The organism is Stenotrophomonas sp. AS1, assembly GCF_048957655.1.
GTDB classification, from domain to species: Bacteria; Pseudomonadota; Gammaproteobacteria; order Xanthomonadales; family Xanthomonadaceae; genus Stenotrophomonas; species Stenotrophomonas bentonitica_A.
Map to the genome: position 1 here is coordinate 254,713 of NZ_JARVXM010000008.1, position 25,779 is coordinate 280,491.

At 66.6% G+C, this 25,779-nt stretch carries 17 protein-coding genes; 7 read left to right on the forward strand and 10 right to left on the reverse strand.

Annotated elements, in window-relative coordinates:
• The first annotated feature begins 515 nt into the window (after window positions 1-515).
• Both trxA and rho read left to right on the forward strand, forming a co-directional pair.
• A complete protein-coding gene (trxA, locus tag PV764_RS15745; RefSeq protein WP_019183509.1) occupies window positions 516-845 on the forward strand; it encodes a thioredoxin TrxA in 330 nt (109 codons plus the stop codon).
• 222 nt (window positions 846-1,067) lie between these two features.
• A complete protein-coding gene (gene rho, locus PV764_RS15750; RefSeq protein WP_019183508.1) occupies window positions 1,068-2,858 on the forward strand; it encodes a transcription termination factor Rho in 1,791 nt (596 codons plus the stop codon).
• 53 nt (window positions 2,859-2,911) lie between these two features.
• Here the strand turns inward: rho and PV764_RS15755 are convergent, their stop codons facing one another.
• Window positions 2,912-3,979 carry a hypothetical protein gene (locus tag PV764_RS15755; RefSeq protein ID WP_421117069.1) on the reverse strand — a complete coding sequence of 356 codons (1,068 nt, stop codon included), beginning with the start codon at window positions 3,977-3,979 and terminating at the stop codon, window positions 2,912-2,914.
• Between the two features lie 152 nt (window positions 3,980-4,131).
• Window positions 4,132-6,663, reverse strand: coding sequence for a glycoside hydrolase family 3 N-terminal domain-containing protein (locus tag PV764_RS15760; RefSeq protein WP_421117070.1), 2,532 nt, complete (start codon window positions 6,661-6,663; stop codon window positions 4,132-4,134).
• Window positions 6,664-7,005: 342 nt separating this feature from the next.
• On the opposite strand from PV764_RS15760, the gene PV764_RS15765 reads away from it, so the two are divergent.
• Complete coding sequence (locus tag PV764_RS15765) at window positions 7,006-8,013, forward strand: LacI family DNA-binding transcriptional regulator (protein WP_046273075.1); 1,008 nt, start codon at window positions 7,006-7,008, stop codon at window positions 8,011-8,013.
• Between the two features lie 9 nt (window positions 8,014-8,022).
• Here PV764_RS15765 and PV764_RS15770 read toward each other — a convergent pair whose 3' ends face one another.
• Window positions 8,023-9,300: a sugar MFS transporter gene (locus PV764_RS15770; RefSeq protein ID WP_046273074.1), complete on the reverse strand. Its 1,278-nt coding sequence runs from the start codon at window positions 9,298-9,300 to the stop codon at window positions 8,023-8,025.
• 421 nt (window positions 9,301-9,721) lie between these two features.
• On the opposite strand from PV764_RS15770, the gene PV764_RS15775 reads away from it, so the two are divergent.
• The 3 genes from PV764_RS15775 (at window position 9,722) to PV764_RS15785 (ending at window position 15,664) form a co-directional block, all read left to right on the forward strand.
• Window positions 9,722-12,733 carry a TonB-dependent receptor gene (locus PV764_RS15775; RefSeq protein WP_046273073.1) on the forward strand — a complete coding sequence of 1,004 codons (3,012 nt, stop codon included), beginning with the start codon at window positions 9,722-9,724 and terminating at the stop codon, window positions 12,731-12,733.
• Window positions 12,734-12,844: 111 nt separating this feature from the next.
• Complete coding sequence (locus tag PV764_RS15780; protein ID WP_019183503.1) at window positions 12,845-13,861, forward strand: cupin-like domain-containing protein; 1,017 nt, start codon at window positions 12,845-12,847, stop codon at window positions 13,859-13,861.
• A gap of 216 nt (window positions 13,862-14,077) precedes the next feature.
• Window positions 14,078-15,664, forward strand: a complete 1,587-nt coding sequence (locus PV764_RS15785) for a sensor domain-containing diguanylate cyclase (protein WP_019183502.1) — start codon at window positions 14,078-14,080, stop codon at window positions 15,662-15,664.
• Window positions 15,665-15,700: 36 nt separating this feature from the next.
• Here the strand turns inward: PV764_RS15785 and PV764_RS15790 are convergent, their stop codons facing one another.
• From PV764_RS15790 to PV764_RS15820, 7 genes are all read right to left on the reverse strand, one after another.
• Window positions 15,701-16,576: an energy transducer TonB gene (locus PV764_RS15790; RefSeq protein WP_421117071.1), complete on the reverse strand. Its 876-nt coding sequence runs from the start codon at window positions 16,574-16,576 to the stop codon at window positions 15,701-15,703.
• Between the two features lie 57 nt (window positions 16,577-16,633).
• Window positions 16,634-18,346 (reverse strand): bifunctional isocitrate dehydrogenase kinase/phosphatase, encoded by a 1,713-nt coding sequence (gene aceK, locus PV764_RS15795; protein WP_026069825.1) that lies wholly within the window; start codon window positions 18,344-18,346, stop codon window positions 16,634-16,636.
• Between the two features lie 175 nt (window positions 18,347-18,521).
• On the reverse strand, window positions 18,522-20,747 hold the full coding sequence (locus PV764_RS15800; RefSeq protein WP_019183499.1) for an NADP-dependent isocitrate dehydrogenase: 2,226 nt from the start codon (window positions 20,745-20,747) through the stop codon (window positions 18,522-18,524).
• Window positions 20,748-21,051: 304 nt separating this feature from the next.
• Complete coding sequence (locus tag PV764_RS15805; protein ID WP_421117072.1) at window positions 21,052-21,555, reverse strand: hypothetical protein; 504 nt, start codon at window positions 21,553-21,555, stop codon at window positions 21,052-21,054.
• A 39-nt stretch (window positions 21,556-21,594) separates the two neighbouring features.
• On the reverse strand, window positions 21,595-21,888 hold the full coding sequence (locus PV764_RS15810; protein ID WP_070426094.1) for a LysM peptidoglycan-binding domain-containing protein: 294 nt from the start codon (window positions 21,886-21,888) through the stop codon (window positions 21,595-21,597).
• A gap of 94 nt (window positions 21,889-21,982) precedes the next feature.
• A complete protein-coding gene (queF, locus tag PV764_RS15815) occupies window positions 21,983-22,801 on the reverse strand; it encodes an NADPH-dependent 7-cyano-7-deazaguanine reductase QueF (protein ID WP_284128696.1) in 819 nt (272 codons plus the stop codon).
• A gap of 169 nt (window positions 22,802-22,970) precedes the next feature.
• The gene (locus tag PV764_RS15820; protein ID WP_421117073.1) at window positions 22,971-24,299 is read right to left on the reverse strand and encodes a M20 family metallopeptidase; all 1,329 of its coding nucleotides are present in this window, start codon (window positions 24,297-24,299) and stop codon (window positions 22,971-22,973) included.
• A 231-nt stretch (window positions 24,300-24,530) separates the two neighbouring features.
• Here PV764_RS15820 and PV764_RS15825 point away from each other — a divergent pair, with 231 nt between their 5' ends.
• Entirely contained in the window at window positions 24,531-25,769 is a 1,239-nt protein-coding gene (locus tag PV764_RS15825; protein WP_070472267.1) for an efflux RND transporter periplasmic adaptor subunit, read from the forward strand.
• Window positions 25,770-25,779: the final 10 nt, after the last annotated feature.

A 25,779-nucleotide genomic window follows, 5' to 3' on the forward strand; every position in this document is an offset into this window, starting at 1 on the left:
TTGCAATCTTGGGGGGCACCGTCGCAAACGGCCCCTGCGCCGGGATTGGCAGGGCCGGACTCCAGGTCCAGGGCGCCGCACAATGCCCCAGTTTAGCGCAATGTCGGCGTCAAACCGGGATCACCCGTCGCGCAGCGCCATGAGAATGCCCGCCCGGCGTGCTTTTTGCGGCAGGTTTCAGGCCCTGGAAGGCTCTCCACCTCGCATTCACCGGCCCTGCCGCCGGTTGAACGGGGCGGCGCAAGGGGCTGGAAGCGTCGTGCCGGCCCCCGCATATCAACCAGGATCGTCGCGATAACGCAGGTGGGCGATCACGGGACGCTTCTTTCCAACCAGCGTCTGTCCGGTCACGGCGATAGCGGTACACTGCGCCCCGTGAGCGTCCAGGCATCCGCCGAACGCACCGCTGGCCGCCCGCGGCCACGAGGCACCAGACGAGGGTGACGCCCGGTTGGCGTTGCCCAAATTCAACTTCCTCCGGCCCTGCCGGGTGCATTACCAGACGAGAAACCAAGATGAGCGACAAGGTTGTACATGTCGGCGACGCCGACTTTGATAGCGCAGTGCTGAATTCCAAGGAACCGGTGCTGGTCGATTTCTGGGCCGAATGGTGTGGTCCCTGCAAGATGATCGCCCCGGCCCTGGACGAACTGGCCGACGCCTACAACGGCCGCGCCAAGATCGCCAAGGTCAACGTGGACCAGAACCGTGCCCTGGCCGCCAAGTACCACGTGCGCTCGATCCCGATGCTGCTGGTGTTCAAGGACGGCGAAGTCCAGGCCCAGCAGATCGGTGCCGTCGGCAAGGCCCAGCTGGCCGGCATGCTCGACAAGGCCCTGGCCTGATCGCTGCAGGCAGCCGGTCCCGTCCGGCTGCCACGCGGGCCCATCGCCCGCATGAATGACCCTGCCCCACCCGGCTTGCGCGCTGCCGCGAGCCGGTGTTAGTGTCGGCATATCCGGCCGCATTCGCGCGCCGCATCTTCTGGACGCAGTTTCCTTCCAGATCCTTTCCCAACGTTCGCCGCCCTGCCGGGCGCTCGCACCTTCTAGCGAGGAATCCAGCACTTGTCCGATATCACTACTTCCGAACCCGGGAGCGCCGACGCGCCCGCCGAGAAGCGCGTGCGCAAGCCGCGCGTCGCCAAGGCCGCCGCCAACACCGCTGCCGAAGCAGGTTCCCCCCCCTCACAACCCGCTCTGCCTCTGGCTGCCGCGTCTGACGCGCCGGCGCCGGCTGCTGCTCCTTCGGCAGCCCCGCAGGCATCGGCGCCGGCAGCTCCTGCCGGTGGCGACGCATCGCCCTCGCAGGGCGGTGGTCAGCAGGACACCGGCGACGGTGGCCAGCGCAACCAGAATGGTCGGCACCAGAACCAGAACCAGCAGGGCGGGCAGAACCCGTACCAGCAGGGTCAGGGCCAGAACCAAGGCCAAGGCCAGGGTCAGGGCCAAGGCAACCGCCGCGACCGTTTCCGCAATCGCCGTGACCGCAACCGCGGTGGCGATCGCTACAACGATGACGGCATGCCGCAGGACAACGGCGAACAGCAGCCGTTCGTGCGCAGCCAGCAGGCCAATGTGCCCGAGGGCTTCCCGGTCTATTCGCTGAGCGACCTCAAGCGCATGCCGGCACAAAAGCTGCTGGAAATCGCCGAGCAGCTGCAGATCTCCGAAGGCGTGGCCCGTGCCCGCAAGCAGGACGTGATCTTCGCCCTGCTCAAGGTGCTGACCCGTCATGGTGACGGCGTCGCCGCCGACGGCGTGCTGGAAATCCTGCCCGACGGCTTCGGCTTCCTGCGTGCGGCCGAAGCCAGCTACCTGGCTGGCCCGGACGATACCTACATTTCGCCCAGCCAGATCCGCCGCTTCAACCTGCGCACCGGCGACCACCTGTCCGGCCGCATCCGCTTCCCGAAGGACGGCGAACGCTACTTCGCGCTGTCGATCGTGGACACCATCAACGGTGAGCCACTGGAAGCGTCCAAGAACAAGGTGCTGTTCGAGAACCTCACCCCGCTGTTCCCGCGCAAGCGCTTCACCCTGGAACGCGGCAACGGTTCGTCCGAAGACATCACCGGCCGCATCCTCGATCTGATGGCACCGCAGGGCAAGGGTCAGCGTTCGCTGATCGTCTCCCAGCCCAAGGCCGGCAAGACGATGATGATGCAGCAGGTGGCCACGGCGATCACCACCAATCATCCGGACGTGCACCTGATCGTGCTGCTGATCGATGAGCGCCCGGAAGAAGTGACGGAAATGCAGCGCACCGTGCGCGGCGAAGTCATCAGCTCCACCTTCGACGAGCCGGCCGCCCGCCACGTGCAGGTCGCCGAAATGGTGATCGAGCGGGCCAAGCGCCTGGTCGAGCACAAGAAGGACGTGGTGATCCTGCTCGACTCGATCACCCGCCTGGCGCGTGCCTACAACAACGTGGTGCCCAGCTCCGGCAAGGTGCTCACCGGTGGTGTGGACGCCAACGCCCTGCACCGTCCGAAGCGCTTCTTCGGCGCCGCGCGCAACGTGGAGGAAGGCGGCAGCCTGACCATCATCGCCACCGCGCTGGTCGATACCGGCAGCAAGATGGACGAGGTGATCTACGAAGAGTTCAAGGGCACCGGCAACAGCGAAGTGCACCTGAGCCGCCGCATCTCGGAAAAGCGCGTGTTCCCGGCGATCGACATCAACCGCTCGGGCACCCGCCGCGAAGACCTGCTGATCGAACCCGAACTGCTGCAGAAGATCTGGATCCTGCGCAAGCTGCTGCATCCGATGGATGAAATGGCCGCGATGGAATTCCTGCTCGACAAGATGAAGAACACCAAGTCCAACGACGAGTTCTTCGGTTCGATGAAGCGCTGATAGGCGCTTCAGGCGAACAGACAAAGGCCCCGCATCGCGGGGCCTTTTTTGCATTACATGCATACATCGCGCGGGTCCAGCCCCAAGGCGCGGCACACGCGATCATGAACCCGTCTCGCACCGCGTCGCTTCGACGTGATGGCGTACAACCACATCGGCATGGGCGGAATGAAGTTCTCCCAGTCATCGATCTGCAACCGTCCGCGCAGCGCCTTGAACAGCAGTCGTGATTCCTCGTTCGCACCGGCGAAGTACGCAGCAAGCGCGAATGTTTCAAGGCATACCCCATCATAGGCATCGTCACTGCGGGTGCCGATTTCCCCGATGCGGGCAGCCAATGTAACCGGAGTAGCGTCGGCCCATTTCAGGAGGGCGCGGCGCAACCACGCCGCGACCGCATCGTCGGCAAGGTGTCCGGCGATCTTCCGGATATCGGTGATCTCTTCGGATGTAGTGAACGCGTCATCCAGTATGGCCTGCGCCGCCACGACATGCGAGCAGCTCCCGGCAGGTGCGTGCTCCACGATCCAACCGGCGAACTGCACATGCTCGTCATGCGATCCACCCCACCTGGGAAGGGTTCCCCGGGCATACTGATGAATGGCGGGACCGTGAAAGTGCCCTGCCTCAAGCAGCCGGTTAAGCCAGGCATCGCGCTGTCCTTCACCGATGCCTATGACGACGTCACAATGAATCAAACCCGCCAACGCCATGGCGTTGTCCGGATCGTGTTCAACGATCCGGACAAACTTCTCGTAGGCCTGTGCCATGATCTTCGGATAGCGTCTTCGGCGCAGGAAAGAAATGGCATTCGCATAGGTCTCGCCCCGCACCACCCACGCGCCCCAAACATCCATGTACGCCTCTATCAGCGGGGGATGAGTGGAGGATGGCTGCTGCGCAGACCACGTCGTCAGCCAGTGAGGGGCGCGGCGATCCCGGCATATGCGCCACACCAGAGACTCGTACGTCTCGGCCGGCAGGCTCGCCAGCACGGCATCGGCAGAAGCGAAGTCGCCGTCCTGCAGGAGCTGCTGCGTCCGTGCAAGATGCGGCTCGATGAAATGCGGGCGGTGCACCGCATAGGGCATGACCCGCAGCGTTTTCAGTAGGCGTCGCATGAACGGTGGGTCTCTTCGAAACCCACGATTTTGAGCGGCGACATCCCGTGCTGGCCATGCAAAAAGTTGCAAATGCACCACCCCACCAACATCGGGACCCGGCGCAGCGCCGCAGAGCTACGCGGCGCTGGCCAGCATCCGACGGTGGCGCGTTACGGGCAGCGCACCCCGCCCGCCGCGTTGTCTGCATCCACCGATACACGCACCTGGGTGAACGCCGCCGCGAACGGCTTGTCGGCGCTCACCACGAACGGTGCTTCCACCGCACCCAGGTCCACGCCCTGCTTGGCAAAGCACGCCAGCGGTACGGTCACGGTCTGCTTCTGCCCCGGCGACAGGGTGGCCAGGACCGGCGCGATATCCACGCCGCCCTCGCAGCCGGTACCGCACTGCATGCTCACCTTCACCGGCGACACCGGGCGCTGCACCAGCTGCACATCGAACTGCAGCGCGCCGTGGTTGCGTGCCAGCGCGCCCAGGTTGCGCCGCGAGGAACTGCGTGCGATCAACTGCGCCGGCGCCAGCCAGGTCACTTCCTTGGCATCCTGCTGGGTATTGATCTGCACGGTGCGTACCTGCACTACCGGCGCGGCGGCCGGCCAGCGCAACGTGGCGTTGAGGTCGTTGCCCAGCGGCTGGGTGGCACCAGCGGCCGCCACATGCAGCGCGAACGGCGGCGTGTCGGCCCGGTTGAAGATCGGCAGCGTGGTGACCTCGCCGCAGTTGTCCGGGTTGGCTTCGGGCAGGCGGTCGACCTTGCCCGGGGTGCGGTAACTCAGGCCATGGCCAAGCGCGAACAGCGGCGGCTGCTTCGGATCCGGACGGTCGATCGGCGCCGGGCACGGCACGCCCGGCCACGGGAAGCTCAGGCGCCCGCGGAAATCATGCGCGGGCTTGCCGTCCTTGCCAGCCACCAGCACGTCGGTGATGCCCTTGCCTTCGGTACCCGGCAGCCACGCCGCCACGAAGGCCTGGGAGTGGTTGAGCAGGTCGTTGGTGTACATCGGGCGCCCGGAGAAGTACACGGTCACCACCGGCTTGCCACTGGCCTGGGCCGCGCGCAGCACGGCCAGATCCTGCGGATAGGCACGGCTGTGGCTGACCGGATCGGACGCGAGGATGTCGCCGTTGGTTTCGGCATACGGCGTCTCGCCGATCACGGCCACCACGACGTCGAACTGCGCGGGATCCAGCGCCGTCGCATCGGCGCTGTAGGCAACCTTCTGTGCGCCAAGTTCGGCACGCAGCGCACCCAGCACCGAATCGGCAGTGGGGAAATCGGCATTGCGGTTCTCGGTGCCCTGCCAGGTCAGCGACCAGCCGCCGGACTGATCGGACAGGTTGTCGGCGCTCTTGCCGACCACCATCACCCGCGCATCGCGGCGCAGTGGCAACACCTTCGCCTCGTTCTTGAGCAGCACCAGCGACTCACGCACGGCCTGGCGCGCCAGCTCACGGTGCTGCACGGCGGCGACGTCACCGGCATGACGGCTGTCGGACGGCTTGTGATCGAACAGGCCCGCGCGCAGCTTCACGCGCAGGATGCGGGTGACCGCATCATCGATGCGCGCCATCGGGATCTCCCCGCTCTCCACCTGGGCGATGGTGTTGGCGATGAAGGCCTTCCAGTCATCGGGCACCATCACCATGTCGATGCCGGCGTTGATCGCCTGCGCACAGCTGTCGTTGCGGCAGCCCGGCACCTGGGCGATCCCGTTCCAGTCGGAGACGACGAAACCGTCGAAGCCCATCTTCTCCTTCAGCGCGCCGGTCAGCAGCGCTTTGTTGCCGTGCATCTTGCCGTAGTCGATACCACCACTGCGGTCGTTCCAGCTGTTGAACGAGGCCATCACCGTCTGCACGCCTTCGCCAAGCGCACCGTAGTAGCCCTGCCCATGCACGTTGATCATGGTGGCCTTGTCGACCAGCGCTTCGCCCTGGTCGCGGCCGCTGTCGGTCGCGCCATCGCCGATGTAGTGCTTGGCGGTGGCAACGACATTGCCGTCGTCGCCGAAGCGCCCCTGCGCACCCCTGACGTAGGCCTGGGCGAATTCGCGTACCACGTGCGGGTCGGAGGAATAGCTTTCGTAGGTGCGCCCCCAACGTGGATCGTGCGCCACTGCCAGCGTCGGCGCGAACACCCAGTCGATGCCGGTGGCGCGCACCGCGTGTGCGGTGGCCCGGCCGATCCGCTCGATCAGCGCGGCGTCGCCGGCCGCGCCCAGCCCGATGTTGTGCGGGAACAGCGTGGCACCGTAGACGTTGTTGTGGCCGTGCACCGCATCGGTGCCCCAGATCACCGGGATCGGCGTGCGCGCATCGGTGGCCAGCGAGGCCGCCCGATACGCATCGGCCAACTGCAGCCACTGCGCGACCGTGGCGTGCTTGTCCATGCCCGGCCAGGAGCCGCCGCCATTGAGGACCGAGCCGATGTAGTACTGGCGGACCTGGTCGGGCGTGATCATCTTGATCTCGGGCTGGGTCATCTGGCCCACCTTCTGCGCCAGCGTCATCTGCGCCACGATCTGCTGCACCCGCGCCTCCAGCGCAGCATCCGGCCCGATCGCGCTGGTCACACGGGGCCAGTCCTTCAGGCGTTCACCGGTGGCCGGTGCGGCACCGGCCGTCGAGGCCAGCGCAGCCAGCAGGCAGGTGGCGAGAATCGTCTTGTTGGAGCTGGTCACTGGACATCTTCCTCTGATGAAATACGCGCGAACGGAACGGGCGGGACCGCAGCCGGGCAGCGGTCAGCGCCCCTCTCTGACAGCGCTGTCATATAAGCCCATGGCAACGCTGTCAACCGCCCGCGGCCCCGCTTGCGACCGGCGTCCCGCTGCAGCGGGGATCACCACCGGAGATGATGTCCAGGCCGTGCTTGAACTGCTGCATCGCGGCATGGAAAACCCGAACCCGCCACGCACGTCGGCGGCATGGCAACATCCGCCTGCATCGGCAACATCGATGTGACACACGCGCACTACCATCGGCACCTGGCCGCCCGCCCCTCCGAGAGGAACCCCCGCACCATGCGTAGTCGTATCGAGGATGTCGCCGCCGTTGCGGGTGTATCGATCAAGACGGTCTCCCGCGTGCTCAACAACGAGCCCAACGTGCGCGCGGAAACCCGGGAGCGGGTGCTGGCCGCCGTGACGCGCCTGGGCTACAAGCCCAACCTCTCCGCGCGCAGCCTGGCCGGGCAGCGCTCGTATGCACTGGCGCTGGTCTACAACAATCCCTCGCGCAACTACCTGATGGAGATCCAGAACGGGATGCTGGAGGCGTGCCATGCGCACCACTACAACCTGATCCTGGGCCCGGTCGGCACGGCGCGCCGCACCCTTCCCGACCTGGCTGCGCTGTTCGAGAATTCGCGCCCGGACGGGGTGGTGCTGATCCCGCCGCTGACCGATGACGCGGTGGTGCTGGCCTACCTGGAAGAGCATGAGATTCCGTATGCGTCCATCGCACCGCGGCATCCGGACGGCTGCATCGGCGTGCGCATGGATGAGACCACCGCAGTGGTTGAACTGATCGGTCATCTGGTCGCGCAGGGGCATCGCCGCATCGGCCATATCAAGGGCCCGCGCGCGCACGGGGCCTGCCAGTGGCGCCTGGCCGGCTACCGCCAGGCGTTGCGCCAGTACGGCATCGCCTACGATCCGGCGCTGGTGGTCAACGGGCAGTTCTCGTTCGAATCCGGCATCGAGGCCGCCAATGCACTGCTGGACCTGCCGGAGCCGCCGAGCGCGATCTTCGCCGCCAACGATGACATGGCCGCCGCGGTGTTCCGCGTCGCCGGGCAGCGCGGCCTGCGCATTCCCCGCGACCTGTCGGTCTGCGGCTTCGATGACACGCCGATCGCCGGGCACATCTACCCGGCGCTGACCACCGTGCGCCAGCCGACCGCCTCCATGGGCAGGCTGGCCACCGAGCAGTTGATCGACCGCATCCGCTCCCCGGAGGCCGGGGTCATGGTCACCGTCGACCATGCGGTGCTGGTGCGCGAATCCACGCACCCCCCGCGTCGCCGCTGAGCGACTGCCTCAGTGGCTGTGGCGCGAACCGCGCCAGGCGTAGAAGGCAATGAACAGGTAGCACAGCATCGGGAGCAGGAAGGACACCTGCAGCCCGTGATGGTCGGCCAGCCAGCCCATCGCCAGCGGGATCACCGCGCCGCCCACGATCGCCATCACCAGCAGGCTGGAGGCCTGCCCAGTCAACGTGCCCAGGCGGGCGATGGCCAGCGCGAAGATGGTCGGGAACATGATCGAGTTGAACAGGCCGATGCTGACCACGCTCCACTTGGCCAGGTTGCCGCTGCCGAGCATCGTCACCGTCAGCAGGGCGATCACGATCAACGCGAAGACCCCCAGCATGCGGCGCGGGTCCAGCCGGGTCAGCAATGCCGCACCCAGCAGACGGCCGACCAGCGCCCCCCCCCAATACAGCGACACGTAGCGCGTGGCTTCCTGCTCGGTCAGCCCCTCACCGATACCGGGCATCGAAAGGAAATTGACCAGCACGCTGCCGATCGAGACCTCCGCGCCCACGTAGAAGAAGATGGCCAGCACGCCATAGCGCAGGTGGCGATGGCGCAGCGCATCGCGCAGGCGGCCACTGCCGGTGGCGGCCGCGCCTTCCACGCCGGGAATGGCCGGCAGGCGGAACATCCAGATCGCCACCGCCAGCACGAACAGTGCGACGGCCAGGCCGAAGTACGGCAGCTGCACCGATTGCGCCTCGGCGGCGCGGTAAGCCAGTGCCTCGGCCTGCGGCAGCAGGGCCAGTTCATCGGCGGTGCGCGGCGCGGCCGAGAGAATCAGCAGGCCGCCGAACAACGGCGCGATCGTGGTGCCCAGCGCGTTCATCGACTGCGCCAGGGTCAGCCGGCTGGAGCTGGTCTGCTCCGGACCGAGCAGCGCAACATAGGGATTGGCAGCGACCTGCAGCACGGTGATGCCGGTGGCCAGCACGAACAGCGCGCCGAGGAACAGGCCATACACATGCGCCTGTGCCGCCGGCCAGAACAACAGCGCGCCCACACCGGCGATGGCCAGGCCGGCAACGATGCCGCGCTTGTAGCCCACCGCCGCGACCAGGCGCCCGGCGGGCAGGGACATCAGGAAGTACGCGCCGAAGAAGGTGAACTGGACCAGCATCGCCTGCACCCAGGTGAGCGCGAACGCCGCCTTCAGGTGCGGAATCAGGATGTCGTTGAGGCAGGTGAGGAAACCCCACATGAAAAAGATGGCGGTGACCACGGCCAGTGCAACGCCATTGCTTTGCACATGTTGTCCGCGGACGGCAGCAGGAGTGTCCATTGCATGTCCTTCCAGATTGGGAGAGCCGGCCAGTCGGCGGCCAGACATGGAACCTGCTTGGACCGCGATTGTCCAGCGCTGTCAGCCATCCGCTGCCCGTGGCCCGCGATGCTGCGGTGCGCTCACGCAAATCACTTCGCGCAGTTTCGTTCTGCACTGCACAACGCATGTGCATCCTCCTTCCGGCGGCCGACGTCCCGGTGAAATCGGGCCACAACGCCTGCGTTGCAGTGCTTCCGCCGCGCAGGTGCCCGATGTGCAGGCAACGTGGAACGCGTGACGATGGCCAGGCAAAGCGCAGCGCGGACGTCGTTTGTTGACAACGCTGTCAACCATGGCTCCAATCCGGGCCGTGCGCACTGGAACCCGCGCCGACACAACGCAGAACCGCCACGATCGAATTCCCTGGGGAGGGATCATCATGAAGACGTACAAGGCCGTACCCCGCAAGGCGATGCTCACCTCCGCACTTCTCGCTGTCCTGGCCGGCCCGGCCTGGGCGCAGGATTCCGCGGGCCGGGAAACCTCCACGACAGCCCCGAATGGCGTCGACCCCACCACGCTGGATGCGGTGCAGGTCACCGGCATCCGTGGCAGCCTCACCTCGTCGATGAACCTCAAGCGCGACAGCCAGGGCGTGGTCGACGGCATCGTTGCCGAGGACATCGGCAAGTTCCCGGATACCAACCTGGCCGAATCGCTGCAGCGCATCAGCGGCGTGTCGATCGACCGTACCTCCAGCGGCGAGGGCTCCAAGGTGACCGTCCGCGGCATCGGCCCGGACTACAACCTGGTGCTCCTGAACGGCCGGCAGATGCCGGCGTCCAACCTCGGCAACGGCGGTGCCGGCCTGAACGGCTCGCGATCGTTCGACTTTGCGAACATCGCCTCCGAATCGATTTCGGCTGTGGAGGTCTACAAGACCACCCGCGCCGACAATCCGACCGGCGGCATCGGCGCCACCATCAACATCAAGACGCTGCGTCCACTGGAGGCGGCGCCGGTCGTCAGCCTGGGCCTGAAGGCGGTGCACGACACCTCCAACGACAATGTGCCGCGCACGCTGCAAGGGTCCAACATCACCGGCGAGCTGTCGGGCATCTTCAGCCAGACCTACGCCGACGGACGCTTCGGCGTTGCACTCAGTGCCAGCCACCAGGAACGCGACTCGGGCTTCAACCAGGCGACCGTGGCCGAAGGCTGGGCGACGCTTCGTGGCAGCGACACCACCGACTGGCGGGCATTGCCACAACCCGGCACGGGCTATGCCGACCGGATCACCAACCGCCCGGGCCCCGATGATATCTATGGCCGCCCGCAGAACTCGGCCTACAACGTCAATGCGGTACAGCGCCAGCGCACCAACGGACAGGCCACGTTCCAGTGGAAGCCGCTGGACAACGTGACCACCACGCTGGACTACACCTATGTCGAAAACAAGGTCCAGCAGCAGCGCAGCGAACTGTCGGTGTGGTTCAACTACGGCCCCGGCGACAGCACCTGGACCAACGGCCCGGTTGCCGCGCCGATCGTCTACAGCGAAGACGTGGTCAACGGCGACGTGGCCATGGGCGGCATGAAGCTGGCGACCAAGAACAACATGGAAGCGGTGGGCTTCAACGTCGAGTGGGAGGTCAACGACGCGCTGGACATGACCTTCGACTACAACCGCGCCAGTGCCGAATCGCAGCCCGATGGCCCCTACGGCTCGGCGGGCGTGCTGGGCGTCGCCGCTTACGTGCGTGGCAAGACCACGGTCGATTACAGCGGCGACCTCCCCATCATCAACATCGCACTGCCTCCTGGCGGCATCCAGGCATCGGATGCCCTGGTGACCGGCTCGGTCTTCCAGAACAGCTACAACAAGTCTGAAGTGGAGCAGCTGCAGGCCAAGGGCGTGTTCCGCTTTGCCGACTACTCCGCGCTGGATTTCGGCGTGGGCCACACCAAGGTGGACAACCGCTCGGCGGCGGCCATCATGCAGCGAGACAGCTGGGGCGGCGTCGGTACGCCTGCGGACTACGATGACAGCATCTGGTACGCCGATGACATGGCCAAGTACTTCAAGGCGTTCTCCGGCCACAACGATCCGCGCCTGACGGGCCAGTTCCTGGTGTTCGATTTCGACCGCCTGCGCGATCGTGCCGCCCAGGTGGCCAATGGCGTGGAGCCGGCCTGCCCCACCTGCTATGTCGCCCCGACGGAATACTCCGAGGACATCCGCACCACGGAAACGTCCAAGAGCGCCTACCTGCAATACCGCACTACCTTTGACTGGAACATGCCGCTGCATATCGCCGCGGGTGTGCGCTACGAAGAAACCGAGGTGGAATCGCAGGCGCTGGTGCGCGTCCCGACCTCCATCAGCTGGAATTCGCTCAACGAGTTCAACATCACCTACGCCGACGAAGGCGCCTTCGTGGGTGGCAAGGGCAAGTACGACTACATCCTGCCCAATCTCGACCTGAAGCTGGACCTGAGCGAATCGTTGGCGCTGCGCGGCAGCTACAGCCGCAGTCTCGGCCGTCCAGGCTGGACGCAGATTGAAAGCGGGCAGCGTCTGGACAACATCGTGCGCACCCAGGGCGGCACCGGCTCGCGTGGCAACCCGGCACTGGAGCCGTTGCTCTCGGACAACTTCGATCTCTCGCTGGAGTGGTACTACGGAGAGGCCAGCTACGCCTCGGTCGGCTTCTTCCGCAAGAACATCAAGAACTTCATCAGCAATACGATCGCGCGTGAGGATGCAGGCAGCCTGCACACCCCCGTGGGCGGCGCCTACTGGAACGAGGCACTGGCATCGGGCTGCGTGGCCACCGATACGGTGTGCATCCGCAACTACATCTTCACCAACCATGCCGGCGACCCGGGCGTGACCTCCACCGGCGTCAATTCCGCAGGGCAGCAGACCGGCAGCATCGTCGGCCAGCCGGGTGATCCGATTGCCGGGTTTGACGTCACCCTGCCGGCCAACCAGCGTTCGGACCACCTCCAGGGTTGGGAAGTGGCCGTGCAGCATCTGTTCGGCCAGTCCGGCTTTGGCGTCGCGGCGAACTACACCAAGGTGAAGTCCGGCCTGACCTTCGACAACCTCAGCCTGGGCGACCAGTATCCGATGATCGGCCTCAGCGATTCTGCCAACGCGGTGCTGTTCTACGACAAGAACGCCTGGCAGGTGCGTGCGGCCTACAACTGGCGCGACAAGTTCCTCAACGGCATCGGCGGCCAGGGCCCCAACCCGAACTACACCGAAGCCTACGGCCAGCTTGATCTCAACATCAGCTACGCGGTCAGCGAGCAGCTGACCCTGAGCCTGGAAGCGATCAACCTGACCGACGAGACCATGCGCACCTACTCGCGCCACACCAACATGCTGCGCTACGCCACCCAGACCGGCCCGCGTTACATGTTCGGCGTCCGTTACAAGTTCTGAGTCGGTACTGCCGAGCTCCAGCACCGGAAGGCCGCGCTCATCCCGCGGCCTTCCGCTTCCCTCACCTGCGCGCTACCGTGGGCGCCACCCGCCCCTGCCATCAGGATGCCGATGTCCGCCATGCCCGGCCCGATCGAGGAACTGCATGATCTGGATCCGGCGCAGCTGCACGCGCAGTTGCCCGGTTGGACCACGCCGAAGGTAATCCGCGGGCTGGTGGCCGGGTGGCCGCTGGTCGCCGCAGCGACCCGGTCCGCGCAGGCGGCGGTTGACCATCTCAAGCAGTTCGATCACGGCGCGCTGCCGGTCACTGCCACCACGGCGCCACCGGAGGCCCGGGGACGGGTGTTCTACAACGCGGACATGAGTGGCTTCAATTTCCGCCGCGAGCAGATCCCGTTGAAGGTCGTGCTCGATACCCTGCTCAAGTACGCGCCGGCACCGGCACCGCCGTCGATCTATGTGGCATCGACCACGCTGGACAGCTTCCTGCCTGGCTTCCGCCAGACCAATGCGCTGGAACTGGGGGTGGACGATCCGCTGGCCAGCATCTGGATCGGCAACCGCTCGCGCATCGCCGCCCACCAGGACGTGCCGGACAACCTCGCCTGCGTAGCCGCCGGCCGCCGCCGCGTCACCCTGTTCCCCCCATCGCAGGTGGGCAATCTGTATATCGGGCCACTGGATTTCACGCCGGCCGGGCAGGCGGTCAGCCTGGTCGATTTCGCCGCACCGGACCTGGTGCGGTTCCCGCGCTTCAGCGCGGCGCTGGCGCACGCACAGGTGGCCGAGCTGGGGCCGGGCGATGCCGTGTTCATTCCATCGCTGTGGTGGCACCACATGGAAGGGCTGGAGGCGTTCAACGTGCTGGTCAATTACTGGTGGCGGCCGGTGCCGGCGTGGATGGATGCCCCGATGAACGCATTGATGCTCTCGCTGCTGGCGCTCCGCGACCTACCGCCGGCGCAGCGCGCGCACTGGCAGGCCATGTTCCAGCATTACGTCTTCCAGGCCGATGAGCACACCGCCGCGCACATCCCCGAGGCCGTACGCGGTGTGCTCGGACCACTGGACCAGGCCGGCGCCGATCACCTGCGCGGCGTACTGCGCAGGCGCCTGGAACGCTGAAGGCCGCCACCGCGGTGCCCACTTCACCCACGTGGGGGTGTAATCCGCAATAATCGCCGCCCAAAGAGTTGTTGACCGCCCGGGGGCGGGGTCGTCGAAAGGCGGGCGCGGCACGCGCACCGGTTCGGCACTGTGTCGTGCGCTCCTGACTGCTTCGCTGCTGCCGTTCCATCCGCGTGTTCCGGTTGGTGCTGCACCCTGCTGCCCGTGAACCGCATGCGCCCGTTGTCCGCCCGCCTCAACCTCGGCACGTTGATCCTTGCCCTGGCCCTGCTCAGCGCGATCATCGCCCTGGCCAACACCCTGCATGCCAGCTACCGCGTGCAGCGCGAACAGTTGATCGGCAACACGCTGGAAGCCAACCGCGTGTACGCCAGCAAGCTCGCCGAATCGACCCAGAACTTCGTGCTCTCCGCTCAGCAGCAGGTGGCCTACAGCGCCACCCTGCTCGGCCAGCGCCGGCATGATCGCCAGGCGCTGGAGGCCGAGGCCGCCCGCCTGCAGCTGCAGACCAACAGCTTCAACTCGGTGTTGATCGTCGATGCCGGGGGCACCGTGCTGGCCACCTCACCGCAGAGTCTTGCCCTGCAGGGCGTGCTGCTCAACAGTGCCGGCAACCGCGACGCCCTCGCCCGGCGTGCGCCGTTCATCAGCGATCCGTACCAGTCGGCCACCGGCCGGCTGCTGGTGGCGATCTCGCACCCGATCTTCTCCGCGCAGGGCCAGTACCAGGGCTACGTCAGCGGCACCATCTACCTGCGCCAGCGCAGCATCCTGCAGTCGTTGCTGGGCAAGCACTACTACCGCGATGGTTCCTACCTGTACGTGGTCGACCGCAATGGCCGCATCCTGTACCACATCGAGCAGGACCGGGTCGGCCAGTTCGCGCTGCAGAACCCGGCCGTGCAGGCAGTCACCCAGGGCCACTCGGGCGCCCAGCAGGTGCGCAATACCCATGGCGTGCAGATGCTGGCCGGCTACGCCCCGGTACCGAGTGTCGGCTGGGGCGTGGTGGCCCAGCGCCCGACCACGGCCACCCTGGCATCCTTGTCGCAGCTGATGTCCTCGGTGATCTGGAATGCGATCCCGCTGGGCATCCTGTCGCTGCTGATCACCTGGTGGTTTGCGCGGCGCATCTCGCTGCCCCTGTGGCAGCTGGCGCGCAACGTGCAGAACCGCGACACCGGCATCGCGATCCGCCACGTCACCGGCATCCGTGCCTGGTACTACGAGGTCGCCCAGCTCAAGACCGCCCTGCTGTACAGCTTCAACCTGCTGCAGGACCGCATCGGCAAGCTCAACCGTGCCAGCATGACCGACCCGCTCACCGGCCTGCAGAACCGGCGTGGCCTGCAGCAGGGCCTGGAAGACTGGCAGGCGCGCGGCCAGCCGTTCGGGATCATCGCGCTGGATATCGACCGCTTCAAAACCATCAACGACCGCTTCGGGCACGCTGTCGGCGATGCGGTGATCCTGCGCATCGCGCAGCTGATGCGCGACGACGCGCGCGATACCGACCTGCTCTGCCGCAACGGTGGCGAGGAATTCCTGATCCTGCTGCCGGGCATCGATGCCGCCAACGCTGCCCAGGTCGCCGAGCGCCTGCGCGTGCAGGTCGCCGCCGAAGTCTTCGAACAGGTCGGCACGGTCACCGTGTCGCTGGGAGTGGCCCACTACCCGACCTACCACGACGATCCGCAGCAGGCGCTGCGGCTGGCCGACAAGGCGCTGTACATGGCCAAGGAACAGGGCCGCAATCGCACGGTGGTGTACCCGCAGCCCGGCAGTCCGGGCGTTAGTTGAGGGACCGCGGGCGCGACGCCCGCGCTCCTGTCAGCCTCAGCCGCCGAGCGGCGTCAGCAGCTTCGGCGCCTTGCTGGCGGCGTCGGCCATGAACACGCCGCCGGCGGGCAGCAGGTCGGCATTGGCATCGGCGCTCAGTGCCTTGTCGCTGCGCCACGGGGCCTGCTGGTGCGGGCCGGGAATGTAGGCATCCCAGCGGCCGTAGCGCTCCACCTCATCGCTGAACGAAAATCGCACCGGCACCCGGATGGTCCAGCTCGCCTCGTCCTTCTGATCTCCGGTAGAGGGCACCTTGAAGGTCCACTTACGTGCGGCGCCCATCGACATGCGGGCCAGCTTGTCGCGCATTTTCCGCATGTTCGCCTCGTTGGCGATCACACGAAGATTGACCTGCTCGGTGGCCACATCCAGCACCTTCCCGTCGCGCCCGACCTGTATCAGCAGCAGTACATCGCCGCGCCCGCGCGCGTTGAAGACATCCTCGGGATACACCGGCGGCGTCATCTTCACCTTGGTGACGTTGTCGGTCGAGGTTTCGTCGTACGTTTCGAAATTCGCTGCCAGCAGCGTGATCAGGCCGGTGCCATCGGGGTTGTTCTTCGCACCCAGGCGGATGGTGGCCGGGGTACGTGCCTTGACGGCCTGGCCATTCACAAGCACCGGGGCGAAACGCCACGTCTTCACGGCATTTTCGACGAAGGTGACGATGGTCTCGTCGACCTGCGCGCGCTTGTCCAGACGGAACGCTTCGACCTGCCCTTCGGTGCCGATATCGATCTCGCCGGTAAGCACCATGCTGGCTTCGGCCTGCTCGCGCACCTCGCGCTTGGTCTGTGCGTCCGCATCAGGGACCGCGACCATGCCCACGCCGCTGAAGGCCAATGCCAGGGCAAGAATAGGGGAACAACGCATCGCACTCTCTCCTTGTGGATGCCTGACAGCGTAGCGCAGTGGGAATCGGGTGGACAATCAGGCCAGCCGCAGCGCCCCGGCGTACGGCGGGGTATCCGGAAAATCACCGGCCGCGAAACCGGCCTGCAGCCGCTGCCACCAGGCCGGATCGAACAGATGCCCGAAGTGCTCGCGCACCGCGGCCAGCTCGGGCGCCGGCAGCCCCATGAACATCCAGAAGCGCTCGGGAAACACATCCTGGGGGCCGATCTGGAACCATGGCTCGTCGGCCAGCGCTTCCTCTTCGTTGCGCGGCGCCGGCCAGGCACGGAAGGCACACTCGGTGACCAGGCACAGCTCATCGTAGTCGTAGAACACGGCACGCCCATGCCGCGACACGCCGAAGTTCTTCGGCAGCATGTCGCCGGGAAAGATGTTGTTGCGCGCCATGTCGGTGATCGCCTGCGCGTAGTCGAGCGCGGCAATGCGACGCGCCTCGGCGGTCTGCTCGCGCAGATACAGATTGAGCGGACGGAAGCGCCGCTGCACGTAGCACAGCGCGATCACCAGTTCCTCGCCCTCCTCATGCACGCTGCCGGCGCACTGGGTCAGCAGTTCCTCGCGCAGCGCCGCGGAGAAACGCGACCGCGGGAAGCGCAGGTGCCGATAGGGCTGCGCGTCGAGCAGCCGGCCGACACGGTCCAGGTTGAATACCAGCGCATACTTCTCTTCGACCTGGTGCCGGGTCATGGTCTTGGGCCAGGCGAAACGGTCGCGGATCAGCTTGAACACCAGCGGATAGCTGGGCAGGGTGAACACCGCCATGACCATGCCGGGCGTGCCATCGGCGTGCACCAGCTGCTCGCCGGGCTGGTCCTGGAAGTGACGGAAGAACGTGCGATAGCGCTCGGTCTTGCCCTGCTTGGCGCGCCCGAGCACGGTGTAGATCTCATCGACCGGCTTGCCCGGCAGCAGGCTGCGCAGGAACACCACCGCGTCGCCAACGGTCGCCAGATCGGCCTGGAAGTAGCTGCGCGAGACACCGAACAGATGCGCGAGATCGCGGCGCCGGCTCAGCACCGCATCGACGCGCAGGCCGCGCTCGTCATGGACCAGTGCGATCACGCAGGGCGAGAAGCGATGCTCGCCGAAGACGCGCCCCACCAGATAGGCGCGGCGCTCACGATAGAACACCGTATCGAGCAGTTCGATGCTGCGCACCGGGTAATCGCCCCAATGTGCCAGATCGTCCTGCAGGCGCACGGCCACCGCCGCGGCGCAGCGCAGCTGGTGTGCATACGGCACATCGAACCGATAGTCGCCGAGCACGCGCATGAACGCGTCCGCCGGGCGCGTGTGAGAGAGCGTGTAGCTGTGTCGCGCGACCGGATGGGTAATGGCATCGGAGGGCTCCACGTCCATCGCCATGAACTCGATCGCGCCGTCCACACCGCGGGTGGCGAACAACCGCCGCGCCAGTGTGTTGTAGAAGGTCTTGTAGAGCTCGGCGTCGATCAAGCCGGCCAGCAGTGCAGCGTAGGCGGGGCGTATGCGCAGCCACAGCGCGCGCTCACCGATGTCCGCGCCCGCTGCGCGGCGCAGGGCATCGACGGTCCCGGCGATGCACAGGTCGTACAGCCCGATGCGCTCCACGGCGTCCTGCCGGGCCCCGGCCCAGTCCCTCTGTTCGAAACGCTGGCGCGCGCGCCGGCTGATCGCCGCGAAGCGCGCATGGTAGTCCTCGAAGCCATCGCGGATCAGCCGCGCCAGCGCATCGGCTGCCATGTTCATGCGGCACCCCGTACAGCGCAGTGAGATAACCGGCAGGAACAGCGAGCGCGCATGCAGCCACTTCCAGGGAACCTGTTGCCACCATACGGCAGCGACGGGGCGCTTGCCCAGCATGAAAAAACCCGCGCCGGAGCGCGGGTTCTTCATCGATCACCGCAATGGCGGGACCGCTGCCTTACAGCGCAGCCAGCGCGCTGTTGAAGGTGCTGCTGGGGCGCATCGCGGCGCTGGCCTTGGCCACGTCCGGGCGGTAGTAGCCACCGATATCGACCGCCTTGCCCTGCACCGCGGCCAGCTCACCGACGATGGCCTGCTCGTTCTCGGCCAGTGCCTTGGCCAGCGGCGCGAAACGGGCCTTCAGCGCGGCATCGTCGTCCTGCGCGGCCAGGGCCTGGGCCCAGTACAGCGCGATGTAGAAGTGACTGCCGCGGTTGTCGATGCCACCGAGCTTGCGCGACGGCGACTTGTCGTTGTCCAGGAACTGGCCGTTGGCCTGGTCCAGGGTCTTGGCCAGCACGGTGGCACCGGCGTTGTCGTAACGGTTGCCCAGGTGTTCCAGCGAAGCGGCCAGGGCGAGGAACTCACCGAGCGAATCCCAGCGCAGGTAATCCTCTTCCACGAACTGCTGCACGTGCTTGGGGGCCGAACCACCGGCACCGGTCTCGAACAGGCCACCACCGGCCATCAACGGCACGATGGAGAGCATCTTGGCGCTGGTGCCCAGCTCCATGATCGGGAACAGGTCAGTCAGGTAATCGCGCAGCACGTTGCCGGTCACCGAGATGGTGTCCTCACCCTTGCGGATGCGGTCCAGCGAGAAGGCGGTCGCCTCCACCGGCGCCAGGATGCGGATGTCCAGGCCGTTGGTGTCGTGGTCCTTCAGATAGGTCTCGACCTTGGCGATCACCTGTGCGTCGTGCGCGCGGTTGGCATCCAGCCAGAACACCGCGGGGGTGCTGCTCAGGCGGGCGCGGTTGACGGCCAGCTTCACCCAGTCCTGGATCGGCGCATCCTTGGTCTGGCACATGCGCCAGATGTCACCGGTCTGCACGGCGTGCTCGAACACCACCTTGCCGGCCTCGTCGGTGACGCGCACGGTGCCGTCGGCCGGGATCTGGAAGGTCTTGTCGTGCGAGCCGTATTCCTCGGCCTTCTGCGCCATCAGGCCCACGTTGGGCACCGAGCCCATGGTGGCCGGGTCGAAGGCACCGTGGGTGCGGCAATCGTCGATTACCGCCTGGTATACGCCGGCGTAGCAACGGTCCGGAATGACGGCCTTGGTGTCCTGCAGCTTGCCGTCGGCATTCCACATGCCACCGGAGTCGCGGATCATCGCCGGCATCGAGGCGTCGACGATCACGTCGCTGGGCACGTGCAGGTTGGTGATGCCCTTGTCCGAATTGACCATGGCCAGGCCCGGGCGCTTGCCGTACTCGGCCGCCAGGTCGGCCTTGATCGCTTCCTGGGTGGCGTCGGGCAGCTGCGGCAGGCGCGCGAACAGATCGCCGATGCCGTTGTTCGGATCGAAGCCGGCCTGCTTGAGCACGTCGGCGTGCTTGGCCAGCACGTCCTTGTAGAACTCTTCGACAACCACGCCGAACATGATCGGGTCGGAGACCTTCATCATGGTGGCCTTCAGGTGCAGCGAGAACAGCACGCCCTTGGCCTTGGCATCGGCGATCTGCGCCTGCACGAACGAGGCCAGCGCATTGCGGCTCATCACGGCGGCATCGACGATTTCACCGGCCTTGACCGCGGTCTTTTCCTTGAGCACGACGCTGCTGCCGTCGGCCTTGAACAGTTCGATCTTCAGGCTGCCGGCGTTGGCCAGCGTGGCCGACTTCTCGCTGCCGTAGAAATCACCGCCATCCATGTGCGCGACATGCGACTTGGAGTCCTTGGACCACTTGCCCATGCGGTGCGGGTGCTTGCGCGCGTAGTTCTTGACCGACAGCGGCGCGCGGCGATCGGAGTTGCCTTCGCGCAGCACCGGGTTCACCGCACTGCCCTTGACCTTGTCGTAGCGCGCCTTGATGTCGCGCGAGACGTCGTCGGTCGGCACGTCCGGGTAGTTCGGCAGCGCGAAGCCCTGGTCCTGCAGTTCCTTGATCGCGGCCTTGAGCTGCGGGACCGAGGCGCTGATGTTGGGCAGCTTGATGATGTTCGCGTCCGGGGTGGTCGCCAGCTGGCCCAGTTCGGCCAGGTGGTCGGCCTCTTTCTGGTCGTCCTTCAGGTAATCCGGGAACAGGGCCAGGATGCGGCCGGACAGCGAGATGTCGCGGGTTTCCACGGCGATGCCGGCGGTGGCGGTGTAGGCCTCGACGATCGGCAGCAGCGACTGCGTGGCCAGGAACGGGGCTTCATCGGTGAGCGTGTAGAGAATCTTGGGCGTGTTCGACATGGGGGATCAGGGCTCTCTTGCAGATCTCGTGAATGATGGCCGACGGCAATGCCGGGCCGCGTGCAACCGTGTCGCGTGCAGGGCCTGGCACAGCGGGCCCGCACTTTCCCCGGGGACCGCGCCAACCAACGGCGCGCACGGCGGGAAACCCCCGCATTGTCGCGTTTTCAGCCCCCCGGAGCAAAGCCGTCCCATACGCAAACGTACTGGAACGCTGTGGTCCGGAAGACGCCCATAAAAAAGACGCAGCCTCGCGGCTGCGTCCATCGTGAGCCTGTTGCCGGGAGAGAGTCGGCGTCTAGGCTTACTTGACCTCAAACTCCTGCGGCGATCCAGCCGCCTTACCATCTACCGTGACTTCCGCGCGGTACTTGCCCGCCGGCCAGCCATTGGCATTCTTGAAGGAGATGTTGGTGGTCTCGGCACCGGTGGTATTGACCACCTGGTTCTGCTCGCCGGCGACCTGCCCGTTCTGGAAGGTCAGCTTGGCCGCGACGTTGGCGTTGTTGGCGCTGCCGTCCGTGCGGATCGAGACGATGATGTCGTCCTTCGGCGCGAACAATGCGGCCGAGCTGACGGTCTTGTCCGCCGCAGCGGTCTTGCCCACGGTGACGGTCGAAACGGTCACGCCGGTGGCAGCGGTCATCGGCTGCGGCGCGGCTTCGGTCATCGGAGCCGGCGCGGCAGGCGCGGTCGCCGCCGGCTGTGCGTTGTTATCGGCGGTGTCTTCTTTCTTCTTGCAGCCCGCCAGGGCCACGGTGGCCAGAAGCGCAGCGAGAACGGCAGTACTGATGGACGACTTCTTCATGGAGGTTGCTCCCTGTGTGATGGTGGGCAGTAAAGTGGATCAGGCTTTGGGCGGCAGTTTCAGGGTCTGGCCGGGCTGGATCTTGTCCGGGTCGTCCAGCACGTCGCGGTTGGCCTCGAAGATGCGCTTCCACGCATTGGCATCGCCCAGTTCCTGCTTGGCGATCTTCGAGAGCGAATCGCCCTTCTGCACCGTGTAGGTGCCTCCGACCTTCTCCGCGGTGGTATCCACCGAGGCGGTCACACCCGAGAAATCGACCTGATCGACTTTCTGCGCGGTGGTGTCAACGCTGGCGCTGACACCGGAAAAGTCGACTTTCTTATCGGTACTCATCCATACACTCCCGTCTTGATTGACGACATGGGAGGCACGGTGTCACAGCCCTTGTTAATGGGGCATGGCGTGGATGTGAAGACGTGCGGAACGCCTACTGGCGCAGGTCGCGGACCGTCCGCGCCGGGGCAGCGATGCCCGGGCTGGCCCGCCACGGGTTGATGTCCAGCCCGCCGCGCCGGGTGTAGCGCGCTTCCACTTCCAGCCACTGTGGCTGGCAGCGCTGGGTGATCTCGCTGAAGATCCGCTCCACGCACTGCTCATGGAACTCGGCGTGTTCGCGGTAGCTGATCAGGTACTTCAGCAGGCCGTCGCGGTCGATCTTCGGGCCGCGGTAGCGCACGCTGACACTGGCCCAGTCCGGCTGGCCGGTGACCGGGCAGTTGGACTTGAGCAGCGCCGAACTCAATGTCTCGGTGACCACGTCATCGGCATAGGCGAACAGGAATTCCGGCGCCGGTGGGCCGTAGCGCTCGATGGCCACGTCGCGCTCGTCCAGCGATTCGCCCTCGGCGTCTTCCACCAGCGGTGGCACCCCGAACACGACCGTCACCACCGCCCCCGCACAGGCCGACAGATCGCGCGTGATGCACAGGCGCGCAGCCGCGTCATCGTCGAAGCGCGTGCTGTTGAGCGAATTGAGGTACAGCTTGAATGACTTGGATTCGATCAGGTTCGGCGAGGTGCACGGCACGCTGACCGTGGCCACCGCCACGCGCGGCTTGCCGCGCCCGTCCAGCCAGCTCAGCTCATAGGCCTGCCAGCGGTCATGGCCGACGAACGGCAGCGCCGCCTCGTCCAGGCCGATCTCTTCGCGGGCGCCGCGGCGCGGGATGGGGAAAAGCAGACCGGGATCGTACTGCGACGGGTAAGCCACCTCGCGACCGAGGCTGGAGTCCTGGGGGGTATTCATGCCGCCATTTTACGCCGGTACGCAGGCGGCGTCCGGCGGCGAAACGAAAGGCCACGGCGACCGGGTGACGGCCTCCCCGGCCGGCGGAAGGATCCGAACCCTCCCGCCGGCGCCGGTTGTGGCCCCGGCCACCGGCCGGGACCTGCCGTCCGCCCGCCGTCGGCTGACGTCAGCCTGCGCCAGGCGCCGCCGCCGTCCCGTTGAGATAATCCAGGCTCACCTGCAGCAGCGCGCGCAGGCCTACGTCCAGCGCCTTCTCATCGAGCAGGAACTTCGGCGAGTGATTGGCCGGGGCCGTGGCCGGATCGATCCCCTCGCCGGTAGAGCCGACGAAGAAGAACATGCCCGGCACCTGCTGGGCATACAGCGAGAAATCCTCGGCGCCCATCTGCAGCGGCGGCTCGTAGACATTGCCCTCGCCCACCACGGCCTGCAGGCTCGGCAGCATCCGCGCCGTCAGGGCCGGATCATTGACCGTGGCCGGGTTGCCCTCGGACTCATAGATTTCGGTCTCTGCCTTGGCTCCGTGCGCGGCCGCGGTGTGCTCGGCCACGTTGCGCAGGTCGGCGAAGATCTGCTGGCGCATGCCCTCGTCGAAGGTGCGGATGGTGCCGACCATCTCCACTTCATCGGGAATGATGTTGTAGCGGATGCCGCCCTTGATCGCGCCGAAGGTCACCACTGCCGGCTGCTTGGACAGGTTGGCACGGCGGCTGACGATGGTCTGTGCGGTGCCGACCAGGTCGGCGGTGGCCACGATCGGGTCCACCCCGTTCCACGGGGCCGAGCCATGGGTCTGGCGCCCGATCACCTTGATCCCGAACCGGTCCGAGGCCGCCATCAGCGGGCCGCCACGCACCGCGATCTGGCCCGCCGGCACGCTGGAGAACACATGCAGGCCGAACACGGCTTCCGGCTTGAAGTCCTTGAACAGGCCTTCCTTGAGCATCAGCGCCGCACCGCCCTCTTCCGGCGGCGGCGCGCCTTCTTCGGCGGGCTGGAAGATCAGCATCACTTCGCCCGGCAGGTTCGCGCGCATCTTCACCAGCGCATCGGCCACGCCCAGCAGGGTGGCGGTGTGGGCATCGTGGCCGCAGGCGTGCATCACCCCGACGGTCTCGCCGCGGTAGGTGCTGGTGGCCTTGGAGGCGAACGGCAGGCCGGTCTGTTCGGTCACCGGCAGGGCGTCCATGTCCGCGCGCAGGGCGATCCGCGGGCCGGGCTTGCCGCCCTTGATGATGGCCACCACGCCATGGTGGGCGATACCGGTCTGCGGCTTCAGGCCCATCGCGCGCAGGCGCTCGGCGACCTTGGCCGAGGTGCGTTCCTCGCGGTTGGACAGCTCCGGGTGCTGGTGGAAATCGCGGCGCCAGTCGATCACCTGGGCCTTGAGGCGGGTCGCGGCGGCCGCCACTTCGGGGCGTTCGGCGGGGGCGGCGGCGGCCAGGCCGGGGGTGGCCAGCAGCAGGGCGGACATCAGCAGCGACAGACGGGGCATTGCAGGTCTCCACGGGGCAGGGCAACGGTCGAACCTGAATGTAGGGCATCCGGAACCGCCGCGGTGTAACTTTCTGCCCCGGCGAACGTTCATGGGGGAACCTCACCCGTCACATCCGGTCTGATCGCCCGTCCCATCCGTCATGCATGAAAGGCCACGGGCGACGAGTATGCTTTGCGCCTAGCCAACCGGGGCCCCCCGCCCTCCGCCAGCCCCCTCAGGAGTTATTGAATGTCGCGTTTCTGGAAGATCGTGCTGCTGGTGGTCGCAGTGCTGGTGGTTGCCGTCGTGGGTGTGCGCCTGATGGGCGGCAAGAAGGGAGACGCGGCAGGTCCGGCAGCCGAAGGGCGCCAGGGCGGTGATCCGGCCAACGCAGGCCCGGTGCCGGTCACGGTGATCGAGGCGGCGCGCCAGGACGTGCCGGTCTATGCAAGCGCACTGGGCACGGTCGCGGCGATGAACACCGTCACCGTGAGCCCGCAGGTCGGCGGCCAGCTGATCAGCCTGAACTTCAAGGAAGGCCAGGAAGTGAAGAAGGGCGACCTGCTCGCCCAGATCGATCCGCGCACCCTGCAGGCCAGTTACGACGAGGCCGCGGCGGCCAAGCGCCAGAACCAGGCCCAGCTCGCCACCGCCCGCTCCAACTACCAGCGCTCGAACTCGGCCGAGTACCGCCAGTACGTGGCCAAGACCGACCTGGATACCCAGCGCAACCAGGTGGCCCAGTTCGAAAGTGCCGTGGCGGCCAACGAAGCCAGCATGCGCGCCGCCCAGGTGCAGCTGCAGTACACCCGCGTGACGGCGCCGATCTCGGGCATCGCCGGTATCCGTGCGGTTGATGCCGGCAACATCGTCAGCGCCGGCACCGCGCTGGTGACCCTGACCCAGATCCACCCGATCCACGTCGTGTTCAATCTGCCCGAGCGTCAGCTGCCCGCCGTCCGCCAGGCCCAGGCCGCCGGCGCGGTGGCCATCGCCGCGCTGGACCGCAACGATGCGCACGTACTGACCGATGGCGGCAAGCTGGACGTGGTCGACAACCAGATCAGCAGCGACAGCGGCACCTTCCGCGCGCGCGCCCTGTTCGACAACGAAGACAATTCGCTGTGGCCGGGCCAGTTCGTCAACGTCCGCATGCAGCTGCGCACCATCGCCGGCGGCGTCGTCATTCCGACCCAGGCCGTGATGCGTGGCCCGGACGGCGAGTACGTCTATATCGTCAAGCCGGACAGCACCGTGGCCATGCAGACGGTCAAGAGCGGCGTGGAAGTCGGCGACAGCCAGGTGCAGATCACCGAGGGCCTCAAGGGCGGCGAGCGGGTCGTGAGCGAAGGCCAGTTCCGGCTCAAGCCGGGCGCCAAGGTCACCGCGCTCAAGCCGGGCGAGACCCCGGCCGCACCGACCGAAGCCGAGCTCAAGGCCGCCCAGCAGCAGGGTGGCGGTGGACGCCGCGGTGGCGGTCCGCGCTGATCGCGCCCGC

Excerpts from the sequence above, each read along its gene's own strand:
- trxA (WP_019183509.1), top strand. The coding sequence starts at position 516 with ATGAGCGACAAGGTTGTACATGTCGGCGACGCCGACTTTGATAGCGCA.
- PV764_RS15755 (WP_421117069.1), bottom strand. The coding sequence starts at position 3,979 with ATGCGACGCCTACTGAAAACGCTGCGGGTCATGCCCTATGCGGTGCAC.
- PV764_RS15765 (WP_046273075.1), top strand. The coding sequence starts at position 7,006 with ATGCGTAGTCGTATCGAGGATGTCGCCGCCGTTGCGGGTGTATCGATC.
- PV764_RS15770 (WP_046273074.1), bottom strand. The coding sequence starts at position 9,300 with ATGGACACTCCTGCTGCCGTCCGCGGACAACATGTGCAAAGCAATGGC.
- PV764_RS15775 (WP_046273073.1), top strand. The coding sequence starts at position 9,722 with ATGAAGACGTACAAGGCCGTACCCCGCAAGGCGATGCTCACCTCCGCA.
- PV764_RS15780 (WP_019183503.1), top strand. The coding sequence starts at position 12,845 with ATGTCCGCCATGCCCGGCCCGATCGAGGAACTGCATGATCTGGATCCG.
- PV764_RS15785 (WP_019183502.1), top strand. The coding sequence starts at position 14,078 with ATGCGCCCGTTGTCCGCCCGCCTCAACCTCGGCACGTTGATCCTTGCC.
- PV764_RS15790 (WP_421117071.1), bottom strand. The coding sequence starts at position 16,576 with ATGCGTTGTTCCCCTATTCTTGCCCTGGCATTGGCCTTCAGCGGCGTG.
- aceK (WP_026069825.1), bottom strand. The coding sequence starts at position 18,346 with ATGAACATGGCAGCCGATGCGCTGGCGCGGCTGATCCGCGATGGCTTC.
- PV764_RS15800 (WP_019183499.1), bottom strand. The coding sequence starts at position 20,747 with ATGTCGAACACGCCCAAGATTCTCTACACGCTCACCGATGAAGCCCCG.
- PV764_RS15805 (WP_421117072.1), bottom strand. The coding sequence starts at position 21,555 with ATGAAGAAGTCGTCCATCAGTACTGCCGTTCTCGCTGCGCTTCTGGCC.
- PV764_RS15810 (WP_070426094.1), bottom strand. The coding sequence starts at position 21,888 with ATGAGTACCGATAAGAAAGTCGACTTTTCCGGTGTCAGCGCCAGCGTT.
- queF (WP_284128696.1), bottom strand. The coding sequence starts at position 22,801 with ATGAATACCCCCCAGGACTCCAGCCTCGGTCGCGAGGTGGCTTACCCG.
- PV764_RS15820 (WP_421117073.1), bottom strand. The coding sequence starts at position 24,299 with ATGCCCCGTCTGTCGCTGCTGATGTCCGCCCTGCTGCTGGCCACCCCC.
- PV764_RS15825 (WP_070472267.1), top strand. The coding sequence starts at position 24,531 with ATGTCGCGTTTCTGGAAGATCGTGCTGCTGGTGGTCGCAGTGCTGGTG.